This is a genomic window from Providencia alcalifaciens DSM 30120 (assembly GCF_000173415.1).
Classification (GTDB): domain Bacteria; phylum Pseudomonadota; class Gammaproteobacteria; order Enterobacterales; family Enterobacteriaceae; genus Providencia; species Providencia alcalifaciens.
The window spans coordinates 16,422-30,009 of sequence record NZ_ABXW01000018.1; the positions used below are offsets into that span (position 1 = coordinate 16,422).

Annotated in this window: 13 protein-coding genes; 4 read left to right on the forward strand and 9 right to left on the reverse strand. The window is 41.3% G+C overall.

The window, feature by feature from the left end:
* Positions 1 to 215: 215 nt before the first annotated feature.
* The 3 genes from PROVALCAL_RS05655 to prfH all read left to right on the forward strand — a co-directional run bounded on the left by PROVALCAL_RS05655 (position 216) and on the right by prfH (position 4,544).
* Positions 216 to 1,937, forward strand: coding sequence for an amidohydrolase (locus PROVALCAL_RS05655; RefSeq protein WP_006658176.1), 1,722 nt, complete (start codon positions 216 to 218; stop codon positions 1,935 to 1,937).
* A gap of 862 nt (positions 1,938 to 2,799) precedes the next feature.
* Positions 2,800 to 3,936: an RNA ligase RtcB family protein gene (locus tag PROVALCAL_RS05660; RefSeq protein WP_006658179.1), complete on the forward strand. Its 1,137-nt coding sequence runs from the start codon at positions 2,800 to 2,802 to the stop codon at positions 3,934 to 3,936.
* Positions 3,933 to 4,544, forward strand: coding sequence for a peptide chain release factor H (gene prfH / locus PROVALCAL_RS05665; protein WP_006658180.1), 612 nt, complete (start codon positions 3,933 to 3,935; stop codon positions 4,542 to 4,544). The genes PROVALCAL_RS05660 and prfH overlap by 4 nt, the downstream gene beginning before the upstream one ends.
* 44 nt (positions 4,545 to 4,588) lie before the next feature.
* On the opposite strand, the gene PROVALCAL_RS05670 is transcribed toward prfH, so the two are convergent.
* The 9 genes from PROVALCAL_RS05670 to lptM form a co-directional block, all read right to left on the reverse strand.
* Positions 4,589 to 5,287, reverse strand: coding sequence for a hypothetical protein (locus PROVALCAL_RS05670; protein WP_112860781.1), 699 nt, complete (start codon positions 5,285 to 5,287; stop codon positions 4,589 to 4,591).
* 192 nt (positions 5,288 to 5,479) lie between these two features.
* A complete protein-coding gene (locus PROVALCAL_RS05675; protein WP_006658182.1) occupies positions 5,480 to 6,064 on the reverse strand; it encodes a 2OG-Fe(II) oxygenase in 585 nt (194 codons plus the stop codon).
* Between the two features lie 259 nt (positions 6,065 to 6,323).
* A complete protein-coding gene (locus PROVALCAL_RS05680; RefSeq protein WP_117584508.1) occupies positions 6,324 to 7,094 on the reverse strand; it encodes a hypothetical protein in 771 nt (256 codons plus the stop codon).
* 188 nt (positions 7,095 to 7,282) lie between these two features.
* Positions 7,283 to 9,445, reverse strand: coding sequence for a DNA helicase II (gene uvrD / locus PROVALCAL_RS05685; protein ID WP_006662365.1), 2,163 nt, complete (start codon positions 9,443 to 9,445; stop codon positions 7,283 to 7,285).
* Between the two features lie 218 nt (positions 9,446 to 9,663).
* Positions 9,664 to 10,380 carry a 5-amino-6-(5-phospho-D-ribitylamino)uracil phosphatase YigB gene (gene yigB / locus PROVALCAL_RS05690; protein WP_006658185.1) on the reverse strand — a complete coding sequence of 239 codons (717 nt, stop codon included), beginning with the start codon at positions 10,378 to 10,380 and terminating at the stop codon, positions 9,664 to 9,666.
* Positions 10,380 to 11,309: a tyrosine recombinase XerC gene (gene xerC, locus PROVALCAL_RS05695; protein ID WP_006658186.1), complete on the reverse strand. Its 930-nt coding sequence runs from the start codon at positions 11,307 to 11,309 to the stop codon at positions 10,380 to 10,382. The genes yigB and xerC overlap by 1 nt, the downstream gene beginning before the upstream one ends.
* Complete coding sequence (locus PROVALCAL_RS05700; protein ID WP_006658187.1) at positions 11,291 to 11,995, reverse strand: DUF484 family protein; 705 nt, start codon at positions 11,993 to 11,995, stop codon at positions 11,291 to 11,293. Before PROVALCAL_RS05700 ends, xerC begins: the two co-directional genes overlap by 19 nt.
* Positions 11,996 to 12,022: 27 nt before the next feature.
* Positions 12,023 to 12,847, reverse strand: a complete 825-nt coding sequence (dapF, locus tag PROVALCAL_RS05705; RefSeq protein WP_006662364.1) for a diaminopimelate epimerase — start codon at positions 12,845 to 12,847, stop codon at positions 12,023 to 12,025.
* 21 nt (positions 12,848 to 12,868) lie between these two features.
* Positions 12,869 to 13,048: an LPS translocon maturation chaperone LptM gene (gene lptM / locus PROVALCAL_RS05710; protein ID WP_006658189.1), complete on the reverse strand. Its 180-nt coding sequence runs from the start codon at positions 13,046 to 13,048 to the stop codon at positions 12,869 to 12,871.
* A 214-nt stretch (positions 13,049 to 13,262) separates the two neighbouring features.
* On the opposite strand from lptM, the gene cyaY reads away from it, so the two are divergent.
* On the forward strand, positions 13,263 to 13,580 hold the full coding sequence (cyaY, locus tag PROVALCAL_RS05715) for an iron donor protein CyaY (RefSeq protein WP_006658190.1): 318 nt from the start codon (positions 13,263 to 13,265) through the stop codon (positions 13,578 to 13,580).
* Positions 13,581 to 13,588: the final 8 nt, after the last annotated feature.

The window sequence follows — 13,588 nt, forward strand, 5'->3', positions numbered from 1 at the left end:
TGAGGTTGTTGACAAAGCAGGATAAAAACGTCGTTTTTCCTGCTTTGTGTTATCAGCCGAAAATCAATGAATTGATTTTCCTAATTATTTTCAAAACCTATTCAACCTGCCACCAAACCTAGCCGGTTTGTCAGCAGTCTGTATGGGGAAGTATATCTTCCCCATTATTTTTTTGGTTCTGGCTCCTTAGGAGCCCCTGATACAGACGGTTTACGATGAATAATAAAATTGCTGATGTTATTTATTTCAACGGTTATATCTATACCGCAGACAGTCAAGATAGCGTTGTTGACGCTATCGCCTTGAAAGATGGTTATATTCTTGGAACAGGGACTTCAAATGAATTGCATCAATATGTAGGTCCAGAAACAGAGAGCATCGATCTTGAAGGCAAAATGATGATGCCAGGGATCATCGATGGACATATGCACCCATTTTGGGGAGGCATTCAGCTTTTTGGCTGCCATCTGAACTATGAATCCCTGACTATCGAGCAAATTTTACAACGCGTGCAAAGCCACCTCGATAAAGACCCGCGCACGGGAGAAAATGACTGGCTAAAAGTCACTGCGTGGTTACGTCAAGGCATGTTACCTGCGGGTATTGATATGTATCGTGAAGATATGGATAAACTCAATACCAAACGCCCTGTAGTCCTGTTCTCCAATGACTGCCATACGCTATTAGCCAATAGCCGAGCGCTCGAATTATTTGGGATCTCTAAAGATACTCCTGAGCCGCCAGATGGCAAAATTGGTAAGTACGAGAATGGTGAACTCAATGGTATTCTCGAAGATGCTCCAGCCATGCGTGCTGCCGATAGCATTCCATCGATCCGCGATGAACAAGCGGTAGAAGTGGCTGAGCTCGTTCAAAAAGTATTGAACCAGCAAGGTGTCACGATGGTGATGGATGCCCGTGTTTCTGAGCAGCAATTAAACGCATTCCACCAACTTCAACAACGTGGCGAACTGACATTACGTTTCCAAGCTGCGCGAGAAATCACGCCTGATGATACGCCAAATGTTGCTGCGGTCGCCGCTGCGGTTGATAAAGCTGTTGCTTTCGCCAAAAAATGGCACCAAGCCGAATGGACACCAGCACCTGGCATCGGATTACGTAACATCAAAATGTTTGTGGATGGTGTGCTGCAATATCCAACCATGACTGCGTCATTACTACAGCCATATCGTGTGAATAAAGGCACCGATAGCGCCCCTAATTGGGTTGAAACCGATAACTACGGCGATCTCTATTTTACCGCTGAGATCCTCAATGAGCTACTCGAAAAAATTGCTGCCGCAGGCTACGATCCTCACTTACACACTGTAGGAGAAGGTGCCGTCTCTATCGTGTTAGATGCGATTGAAAAAATGCGAGCTGCACATCCTGAAAAAGATATTCGCCCAGGACTCGCTCACAATGAGCTGGTTGACGCTAAAGACTATGCGCGTTTTGCACGTCTAAACACTATCGCCTGCTTATCATTCCAGTGGGCTGCTCCAACACCTGAACTGGCTGCATTCGAGAAAAACATGCTCGGTGAAACCCGCTTCCAGCAACTAGAGCCTATTGCTAAGTTTATTGATGCAGGTGCCGTGGTTGCTTTTGGTAGTGACTGGCCAATCGATGATTTTGACGAATGGTATGATTTGAAAGTCGCAGCCACACGTCGTGGACGCGATATTAATGGTCAACCCGCGCCAAGACTCGATAATGATCGGGACATGACTGTGATTGAAGTTTTGCGTTCTGCAACAATAGATTCCGCTTATGCACAGCATCGTGAAGATGTTGTCGGATCCCTTGAGGTGGGTAAATTTGCAGACATGATCGTGTTAGATCGCAATGTATTTAAAATACCTGCTGATGACATTGAAAATGTGAAAGTCTTGCGCACTATTGTTGGGGGTAAAACTGTTCATATTGCTTCGTAGTTTTTTAATTAGTTAAAATAGTAAAAAGTGCCCCAATTATATTGGGGCACTTTAGTTTGAGTGCTTGATATCCCAACCGGTAATAAGAAAGAAGAAAGAGTGGGGAATTCATTGTCATTAAATTGAATTAATTAAAATTCTCTCCCCACTCGGTGATTAATTGATTTCGTAATCCAATTTCACCTGAACGACTGTATTGTCATTATCAATATGCAAATAGCTTAATCTATCCTTTATTAAAAATGAGCAACCCAATATTGTTACGCAAATAGAAACTACAGCTATCATTGCGTACTTTGTCATTTCTCCTTGACCTCTCTTTTATTAAGAGGCACACTCCCGATTGTCTGGTTGGGAGTGCAGCCTCGTTGGTGAATATCACTAACGGGGCTTTTTCTTTCCCAGACCAAAAATAAATGCTTGAACTGAGCAAGATCAAGCACCCAGCAAAAGAGTAGCAAAGTTACAATAGCGAAAATATACCTGTTTGCACTTATCTTAATGAAATATTTTAATAATATTCAAATCTGTAATTAAATATCAATTTTCGTTTTGGATTATTATTTATCATAAAAATAATTAATTTCTAATTTATTAATTACTTTAGGATAAAAATTAATTTTACTTTTTTCCTCTTTTCTCTCTTGCAAAAGAAAAAAGTTCCCGTTAATATCCGCCGCGTTTTCATTCAATCAATTCACTGCAAGGAGGTTCATCATGACAACAATTAATCAAACTCTTTGCAGGCAGACCCAGAAATAGTCTTAAACGTAAAAATAATCTTAAACGTTAGTCCAGCTATCTTCTCAAAACTTGCCTGCTAATTACCTTATTTTTCACTTTAGAAATGAGTCAATAGCTTATGGGCAATACCCTTCATTCTGTGAGCGAACATGTTAATTACATCGCTACAGAATCTACATGGATTGAAAGTAAAGCAATCCAACAATTACAAACAACAGCAAATTTACCCAACATGCTTGCCGTCGTTGGTATGCCAGATTTACATCCTGGTCGAGGTTATCCAATTGGTGCCGCATTTTTCTCAGAAAAACGCTTTTACCCTGCACTGGTAGGCAATGATATTGGCTGTGGAATGAGCCTATTCCAAACAGATATTAAGCGAGCAAAAGTTAACTTAGATAAGCTAGAAAAGCAGCTTTCTGATATGACTGACCACGCTTCCCAAGAATGGCTAGATGAGCATGTGCCTGACAAAATGAAATCCCACCGTTTTATGACGTCACTTAGCTCGATTGGTGGTGGTAATCATTTCGCAGAATTTCAAGCCGTTGATAAGATTTTGAACACTGAGCTGTTCGAGCAAAGCGGTCTTGATAAACAAAAATTACTCTTGTTAGTACACAGTGGCTCGCGTGGTTTAGGGCAGTCTATTCTGCGCCAACATGTCGAACAACATAGTCACAACGGGCTCGATGAACATTCCGATGAGGCCGCAACTTACCTAAATGCTCATCAAGATGCATTGGATTTTTCGCAGCTCAATCGCCAGTTAATCGGGCTACGCATGATGCAACAAGTGAAAACGTCAGGCGAACAATATTTGGACTTGAATCATAATCTTGTAGAACCTTGTCGTATTGATGAGACAGATGGCTGGTTACACCGCAAAGGCGCAACCCCCGCTGATCGTGGTATGGTGATTATTCCCGGTTCTCGAGGTGATTACAGCTATTTGGTCGCACCAGTGGCTAATGAAATTAGCTTGAATTCCCTCGCGCATGGTGCTGGTCGAAAATGGATGAGAACTGAGTGTAAAGGGCGATTATCTCACCGCTACACGCCACTCCAATTGTCTCGAACATCCTTAGGTAGCCGAGTCATTTGTGCCAATAAGCAATTGATTTATGAAGAAGCTCCACAATCCTATAAATCAATTGATACCGTGATAGACAGTATGGTTGATGTGGGGATTATTCAAGTCATCGCACGTTTAATCCCCGTAATCACCTATAAAACCAGCGGAGACTGCGAATGATCTTATTACAGTTTTCTTCTGCTCAAGGTCCTGAAGAATGTTGCATTGCAGTAGAAAATGCATTTGCATGTTTTGTAAAAGAGGCTGCTTTACTCAAGGTGAATACCGAATTACTAGAGTCATGCCCATCTAAGCAAGGGCTAAAATCAGTGCTGATTGCTTTAGACGGTATACATGCCGAAAAAATGGCAGAACGTTGGAGTGGGACGATTCAATGGCAATGTCAAAGCCCGCTGAGACCACGCCATAAGCGCAAGAACTGGTTCATCAGTGTGATGATGTTTACACCAATACAACCTTTAGAAAACAGTGAAATCGAATATGAATTTACTCAATCTCAAGGTGCAGGGGGACAGCATGTGAATAAAACATGTTCCGCCGTTCGTGCCAAACACGTAGCAACCGGAATTAGTGTCAAAGTACAATCGGAGCGTAGTCAACATGCTAATAAAAAATTAGCCAAGGAACTCATCCATTGGAAGCTTTGCGAATATCAATCTCAACAGCTAAACACGTTAGATAAACAACGCCACCTTTCTCACTACCAGATTGAACGAGGAAATGCGGCATTAATTTTCACCGGCAAAGAATTTAAGCAAATGAACTAAAAACAGGGGCGCCACACTATTGCGTGGCACCCCATGATTACGCATTAAGCACAAACAGGATAACCAAGATAAATATCACAAGTAGGATACGTCGAGGCAAATGAGCTGATGGTATTATTACCCATAAAGCTGCTATCAGCAGAATCCATCGCGGTGATCTGCTCAGCTAATCGTGTTGCACGTGAAGAACCAAAGCAATCAGGTAATTGAGGTTCATTCAACGTATCGAGCTCTGCACTCACCATCTCAGACAAACGAATACGCTGCGCATCTAACGTTGCGAATTCTCCATTGATCCATTGGTTTTGGATAAATAGCGATATTACCGCATGGCGCACAAAGGGTGAATCTGAAGGGATTACTGAAGGGAATGGGGATTCCGTATTCGAAAATGACGCCAAACTCAGCTCTAGCGCATTAATACTGTCCATAACTTTATCAAAGTTATCTGCATCACCAATAGTATTAATATATTTTTCTATTTCCACGATGTTATTTTTAATAATTGAAAATTTTTCTTTATTATTATTTAAATTCATCTCTTCCTGATATATGAACTTATCAGTGGGTTTAATCTCCCGGGTTGTTAACGTATCTAAACTTCTACCTGTATGTTCTCTTAAAATATTAATATTTCTTTGCTGCTCTTTTTCATAAACTGCAAACTTTGCACTATAATCTTCAAATTTCAACTTAAACGAATTAAACTCGATTTGTGACTTAAATTTATTATTTAAACTCATTATATAATTCATCCTTTATTTATATTTTGAAATAGAAAATAAACTCATCTGATTTTCATTAAAAATCAAAATTAAAATAATCTAAAATATGAAAAATGACAAAATCATAGTTTATATACTACGTTTAGTTTTATTATTATGATGATTATATAACAACCAGCCCCCTAACGGGGGCGGCATACAAGGGGAACGTTAAAGTATTTTTTCAGTTAAAAACCAACCCGCTATACTTTCACGCTTATTTTCTGTGGGTAAAACTTCATGAGGAAAATTTTCTGACATAAAAAAGATCATTCGCCCTGCAACGGGTTCTAACTTAAACAAATGATTATCTTCATGGTCATAAACAACCAATTCTCCACCATCTTGAGGCGGCCATCGCTCATTCATATATAAAACCGTTGTGATTTTACGACGTCCAACTCCTCGCGGGTTATCAACATGTTTTTTATAGAATCCACCATTGGGATAGCGGCAAAAATGGGTTTCAAAATCACGTAAACCAAGATAAAGCTGACGATTTAATGCTTGCCTGATGTGCTCCATCTTATCCATATAACGCGCAACAGCATCTCCCATCTCGGGTTCTAACCAAATTGTTTGGTCGCCACGAATACTTTTATTACCCTGCAATGAATCACGATGCCCAATGCGAGCGTCTTGTAATTTATCGGGGATACAATCTTTAATGGTATGAATCTCTGACAGATTCAGAAAATCGTCCCACACATACCAACCTTGTGAAGCAAGTGAATCAATAAGTTGATCAATTGACATGATGAATTTAAGAGTGGTTACTAGGTAAGATTTTATACTTTATTAGTGGAAAAATTTAAAATTAAAAACTCAAATCCTAATGATTCAATAACCCTATCAATGCGAATCACTAAAACATTATGATTGCGAGAGTAAAACAAACAACTCCTTTTATATCATTAGCATAGAAAAATTGGAGACAAAAAAAGGACTTAAACAAGATTAAGTCCCTTATCTCATCAGCGAGAAATTAGTTCACTAATTGTAAAACTATTTAAAATTAAGCGCACATTGCTGTTCGACCAACACCGCCACAGTCACAGAAAGGAATTGATGCTTTCATAGAATTTATAGGCATAGAATTGATTGGGTTCTCTGCTGAAAAATAGCCTTCATTCGTGGGTTCAAAGCCTGACTGCTGTTCGGAAAGCATATCCAATAATGCAGGTTGTACATCTAATTGTACGGGATCTTTCATTGCCTTAAGCGCATCTAACTCAATATTCAAACGTTCTTCATTTATCTTTTTAACTAAAACGTCAATTTCATAGCGCACTTTGGCGAGTTCATCATTTTTTTTATTAAAATTAGCAATAGGCGTGAAAATCATCCCTCTCAATCCGCCATGATTAGTGAAGTCTATTTTTTCAAAGTTATTTTTTGGTTGATTCCAACTTTCATTATTCTTTAAATCTTGTTGAACTTGTTTAATATAAAAATAAATTTCATTTTGACTATAAAATACATTATTTTCTTTCAAATCAGTAAGGATGGACTCTTGTTCCAACAGAGTATTATGGCTTAGGCTTACTTTATTCACTTGCTCACGCAAGCTATTATTTATTTTATTCTTAACTGCATCCATGGTTTGTTGCATTTTATTAATACCATGCCTTCCAGATATTAATAATTTTTCACTCACAGAATTCATATTCTCTATGGCTGCATTGGCTCTATCATTTAATTCAGCCAATAACTCTTTACTTCTTTTTATTTTCACTCTAACTAAATCTAATTTTTCATCTAAATTAGCAAATATTTCCATTTCCATATGATAAATCTCCATTGATTATTTTAATTAATTAAAATTCAATCGGAGACTATAGTAATTTAACGTAGAAAACAAATATTTAAATTATATGTTTTTAATATAAAAATAAAGAGAATTTATTATAATTTGGGGGGATTTATTTTTGAGTGAGCACCGCGATTCTTTGCGGTGCTATATTTAATCTGGATCTACAACATTTCTAATCGAGCATAAGACGCTACCAGCCATTTAATGCCTTGTCCCTGAAACGCAATTTGCAATCGGCAATGCTCACCACTTCCCTCAAGGTTAATGATGGTGCCTTCGCCAAATTTCGCATGTCTGACTCGCTGCCCTAATGCATAACCTGAATCATTCTGGCTGATTGGCGTACCAAGACGTTGATGACTGACAGGACGAGAAACTGTCGCTCTTAAACGTACCTCTTCCACACATTCTGTTGGCAACTCACCAATGAAGCGAGAAGGACGATGATAAACTTCTTTACCATATAAACGACGGCTTTCTGCATAGGTAATCGTCAGCTTTACCATCGCACGGGTAATCCCTACATAAGCCAGACGACGCTCTTCTTCAAGGCGGCCGCTTTCGTCCATAGACATTTGACTTGGGAACATACCTTCCTCCATTCCTACGATAAATACCACAGGAAATTCAAGCCCTTTAGCAGAGTGCAATGTCATCAATTGAACGGCATCTTGGTTGACATCAGCCTGTCCTTCACCAGACTCTAATGCAGCGTGAGATAAAAATGCCTGTAATGGCATTAAATCTTGGTCTTCATCTTGATAGCTAAAGTCACGTGTCGCGTTGACTAACTCTTCCAAGTTTTCAATTCGAGCTTGGGCTTTCTCACCCTTTTCTTGCTCATACATTGCTCGTAAACCGGAATCATTGATCACTCGGTCGGCTTGAACATGTAATGGCATCTCTTGGGTCTCTTTCGCTAATGCTTCGATTAACTCAAGAAAACGTTCAATTGAACTCGCAGCCCTGCCGCCCAATACCTGTTCGCGAAGTAAGTACTCACAACTCTCCCATAAAGTCAGTTGCTGATCCCGAGCAGTTTGACGAACTGTATCCAATGTTCTCTCACCAATGCCTCGCGTTGGTGTGTTCACCACACGCTCAAAAGAAGCGTCGTCATTACGGTTAGCAATCAATCTCAAGTATGAGAGCGCATCTTTAATTTCTTGGCGCTCAAAGAAGCGCTGGCCGCCGTAAATACGGTATGCCATCGCACCTTGAATTAACGCTTCTTCCATGACACGAGATTGGGCATTACTTCGGTAGAGGATCGCGCAATCTTGTAAAGCACCACCGTTTTCATGCCATTGCTTGATGCGTCCAACCACATAGCGGGCTTCATCAAGCTCATTGAAGGCACAATAAAGGGAAATAGGTTCGCCATCGCCGCCCTCTGTCCACAAATTTTTACCGAGTCGGTCACTATTATTGGCGATGAGCGTATTCGCTGATTTCAAAATATTATTGGTTGAACGGTAATTTTGCTCAAGACGGATAGTTTCAGCGCCGGGAAAATCATTCAAGAAACGCTGAATATTCTCAACTTGTGCACCACGCCAACCATAAATTGATTGGTCATCGTCCCCCACGATCATCACTTTGCCCGTATCGCCAGCTAATACCCGAATCCAAGCATATTGAATGCTGTTGGTATCTTGGAATTCATCCACCAAGATATTAGTAAAACGCTCACGGTAATGCTGGAGAACATGAGGCTTGTTCAGCCATAACTCATGAGCACGCAACAGTAATTCAGCAAAATCCACCAGCCCAGCGCGATCACAGGCTTCTTGATAGGCTTGGTATACCTTCAACCACGTCGCCTCTACTGGATTACCATAACTTTCAATATGCTGAGGACGCAGCCCTTCATCTTTTTTACCGTTGATGTACCACATACCTTGGCGAGGTGGCCACTGTTTCTCATCGAGATTCATAGCTTTAAGTAGACGGCGGATCAGACGATATTGGTCGTCACTGTCTAGAATTTGAAAATCTTGTGGCAAATTGGCATCTAAATAGTGCTGACGGAGTAAGCGGTGTGCTAAACCGTGGAAAGTACCAATCCACATTCCACCTTCGCTGGTTCCCACTAACTGATTAATACGATGACGCATTTCTGCGGCAGCTTTGTTGGTAAACGTCACAGCCATAATCGAAAACGGAGACGCATTTTCCACCGACATTAGCCAAGCAATGCGATGTACCAACACACGCGTTTTACCGCTCCCCGCCCCAGCGAGTACCAGTAAATTAGTTCGCGGGGCGGCAACCGCTTCGCGTTGTTTGTCATTAAGACCTTCGAGCAGATATGAGACGTCCATAGTTACCATCAAAGCAAAACAGTGACTTGCACCACTGTGGGGTTACTGACAAAGAGGGAGTAAAATGTGGTTTTTCACTCTTTGTGTTATTAGGCGAAAATCAATAAATGATTTTCCTCGTTTATTTTCATAAACCCAAGAAGCCATTTCAAAACCCGATGGATTTGGAAATAGTTTAACAGTGGCTTACACCACTGTGTTTTTATACAGAGAGAGGATTATACCAATGACAAAAGAGAATCCAACCGACAAATTTCTACGTGAGGTAATAAATGCCCTTCTTTCTCGTTCATCAACGTTGAATGGTCCACGTTAAACCAGCAAGCTTGCATTCCACTTTTGATTGCCCCTTCCACATCCGTTAGTAGGTTATCCCCAATATGTAAAATTGCGCTAGGCTCAATGTTTAAGCGCTGAGAGGCTAGATGGTACATATCACAATACGGTTTTGAGCGCCCATCAGGACCTGCTTTTAAGACAAACTGGAAATATTGCCCTAACCCACACTCTTGTGGTTCTGCATTACCGTTAGTGATGGCTACCAGTGGTAATTTTTCGGCTAATTTTGCTAACGTTTCATGTGTTGATTGCGGCACATCGATTTGGTTACGCCAGTAAGTAAAGTGCGACATAATCTCATCCGCACCTTTCAGAGCATCTTCTTTACTGTAACCATAGTGGCATAACATCATTTTCGACGATAACCAGCGCCAACGGGTAATATCATGACGAATATTGGGTTCTTGCTCTTCAACTAAATAACGAAATGCATAAATATCATCGTTAGTAAAATGATGAAAACGCGGGTCATATTCACGGATAAACCGTAAAACTTCCTCTTCGGTTTTATCAATTACTGGGTGGTTGTCGTACAACGTATCATCCAAATCAAACGTCATCGCTTTGATGGGTGATAACGGACGGTAAAAGTGCATTAAGATTTCTCCCTCTTCGCTCGCGGATGCGCCACATCATAAACATTTGCGAGATGTTGGAAATCAAGGTGGGTATAAATTTGGGTTGTTGAGAGATTGGCATGACCCAATAACTCTTGGACCCCGCGTAAATTACCACTTGATTCGAGAATATGCGTTGCAAAAGAGTGGCGTAATTTGTGGGGATTGATATGGCTATTCACCTCTTGTTTGATTCCCCATTGTTCGAATCGCTTTTGCACATTACGATTCGAGATACGTTTACCACTTTGCGTCGAAATAAATACCGCACCATCAACTGGCTCATACAATTCACGCATTTCAAGCCAGCGCTTTAACCAGCTTACCGCTGTTTTTCCTAGGGGAATTTTACGTTCTTTGCTACCTTTCCCCATCACCCAAACCTCGCCTAAATCGAGATCTAGATGCTTCACATCTAAGCCAACTAACTCAGATAGACGTAATCCTGCGCCATACATCACTTCTAACATCGTCCTATCTCTCACGACGAGAGGGTCACCACTGTCCATATTCAATAATTGAGAGATTTCATCCACATCCATATTTTTGGGCAGACGTTTTTTGGCTTTAGGTGCATGGAGAGTTTTCACCGGATTTGCAGGTAGCTCCCCTTGCTGCACCATCCAATCACAAAAACTGCGAAGGGCTGAAAGCCTTAGTGCCATACTCGCGGCTTGTAAGCCAGTTCGACGGCTTTTCGCCGCAATACTGCGCCCTAAGGTAATATCCAGTTTTTGCCATTGATTGACTTTTAGCTCACCCAAAATTTGGCACACGACACTTAATTGACGACGATAATTGGTGATAGTCACTGGACTTAACCGCCGTTCGACGCGCAGATAGCGAAGAAAGGCTTCGACTTGGATCATCAGCCCTTCTGGCTGAACGTCTACAGACGCTCTATCCATTGACATAATAACCTCGGTAGGATTTGAGCCACTTTTTCCAGCATCACTGTTCCCATACCATGTTGATAGTGTTCACGGTCGCGGCTACTAAAAATAACCATACCTGACTCACCATGATGACCAAACAGTGAAATCGCCACTGAACCTACATTTTGTGCATCAGGCAGTAAAAGTTGAAGTTCAGGACCATTAAGACGACCAAGATAATTGAGGCGATCCCCAAAACGCTGAATACGTACAGGCTCGAAAATACGACGCGGAAGCACTAATTCGTGAGCATCTAATGGGGCGGATAACCGCCAACTGTCACTAAACAGGCGTACTGATGCGCCTGATAAACCCAGTTTTTTTGCCCAACGGTTTAATGAAAATAACATCTCCCGCAAACTGTTTGCAGAAGACATCTCAATCACAAGATAAAGAAGTTCATCGAACAGCAGCCCATTTTCATGCGCCTGTTCCACCATGAAGCGAATATCCTGTTCAAGATTTTTAATTTTTTGACGTTGACGACTCATCACGAGCTCAGGAAGCGAAATAGCCTCCTGAACAACGTGAGGAACCTTGATTTGCTCAGCAAGAGATACATTGCGAATAAAGAAATAAGGGTTCTGTTTTAAATATTGCACCACATCCTGCTCATCCATTCGCTGAGCAATCTCTGGCACCGTTTCACGCTTATCCATTATTCCCCTCTTTGCACTCAATCAAGATTAAATTTGGATCACTCCATCATAGACATGGGTTGCAGGTCCCGTCATGTATAACGGCGATCCGGGACCATCCCAACTAATATCCAGAGAACCGCCTGGTAAATCCACGCGAACTCTGTTCGCTAACAACCCCTGCCCAACACCGACGGCCACAGCCGCACATGCCCCACTCCCGCATGCTTGGGTTTCCCCTGCACCACGTTCATAAACACGTAGACGAATGTAATCCGCACTGACAACCTCCATAAACCCGATATTGGCACGTTCAGGGAAGCGCTCATGGCTTTCTAGTGCAGGACCTAAAACTTCCACTTCAGCGGTCTGTACATTATCGACTTGTACAACACAATGGGGGTTTCCCATCGAAACAACCCCCGCAAACACTGTACGTTCTTGTGCTCGAATAATATAGGTTTTTTCCGCTTTCACGGCGCGAAATGGAACGTTTTGTGGCTCGAAATCAGGCTCGCCCATATTCACGCAAACATCATCATTTTCATTAATGGTAAGAGTCATGCGCCCTGATTGAGTGCTCACTTTAATTTTTTGCTTGTTCGTCAGTCCTTTTAAGCGCACAAAGCGCGCAAAACACCGTGCACCATTGCCACATTGTGCCACTTCGCTACCATCCGCATTAAAAATACGATAATGGAAATCAAGATCGGGATCATAAGGGGCTTCCACCAGCAAAAGCTGATCAAAACCAACGCCAGTATGTCTATCTGCAAGGCGGCAGATCAGCTCTGGTGAAAAATAGACGTTCTGTGTGACGCCATCTACCACCATAAAATCATTGCCTAGACCATGCATTTTTGAGAACTGCAATTCACGTTCCATAGCAGAGGCTTACTGTTTATTCGCAGCAGGCTCTTTGTTTGAGCTGCTTGGAGCTTTAGGTTGCACGTCAGATTTAGCAGGCGCAGCTGCATTGTCTTCAGGCGGAAAATACAACGGACCTTTTAAGCCGCAGCCTGAAAGGGTAAGTAAAACGAGAAGTGCACTAAGCCCAAATAAACTTTTTTTCATTATGTTTCGCCTGTAAGACTAAATTTTGCAATCTGATATTTCACACAGTAACAGGAGTCGCTTTTCAAATCACGCCTGTTTATCAAACATATTAATATTATATACGTTAAATAATTCAAATGGCATCTCACATCTGAGATGTGAGCCGTTTGACCCCTGAACACATTCAACCCTATAATTTCGCCTAAATAAAAGTATAAACAGGAAATACATCATGAACGATAGCGAATTTCATCAGTTGGCAGAGCAATTGCTTAGTTCGATTGAAGAACATTTAGATAATTACGATGGCGATGCAGATATTGATAGTGAAATTAATGGCGGCGTCATGACATTGAGTTTTGAAGATGGCAGTAAGATTATCATCAACAAACAAGAAGCGTTCCACCAGATCTGGTTAGCGACAAAACAAGGTGGCTATCATTATGATTACAAAGATGGAAAATGGATTTGTGACCGCTCAGGTCAAGAGTTTCTGTCTATGTTAGGCAATGCAATTACCTTCCAAAGCCACTTCCCTTTTTCGTTCTAAACACGCAC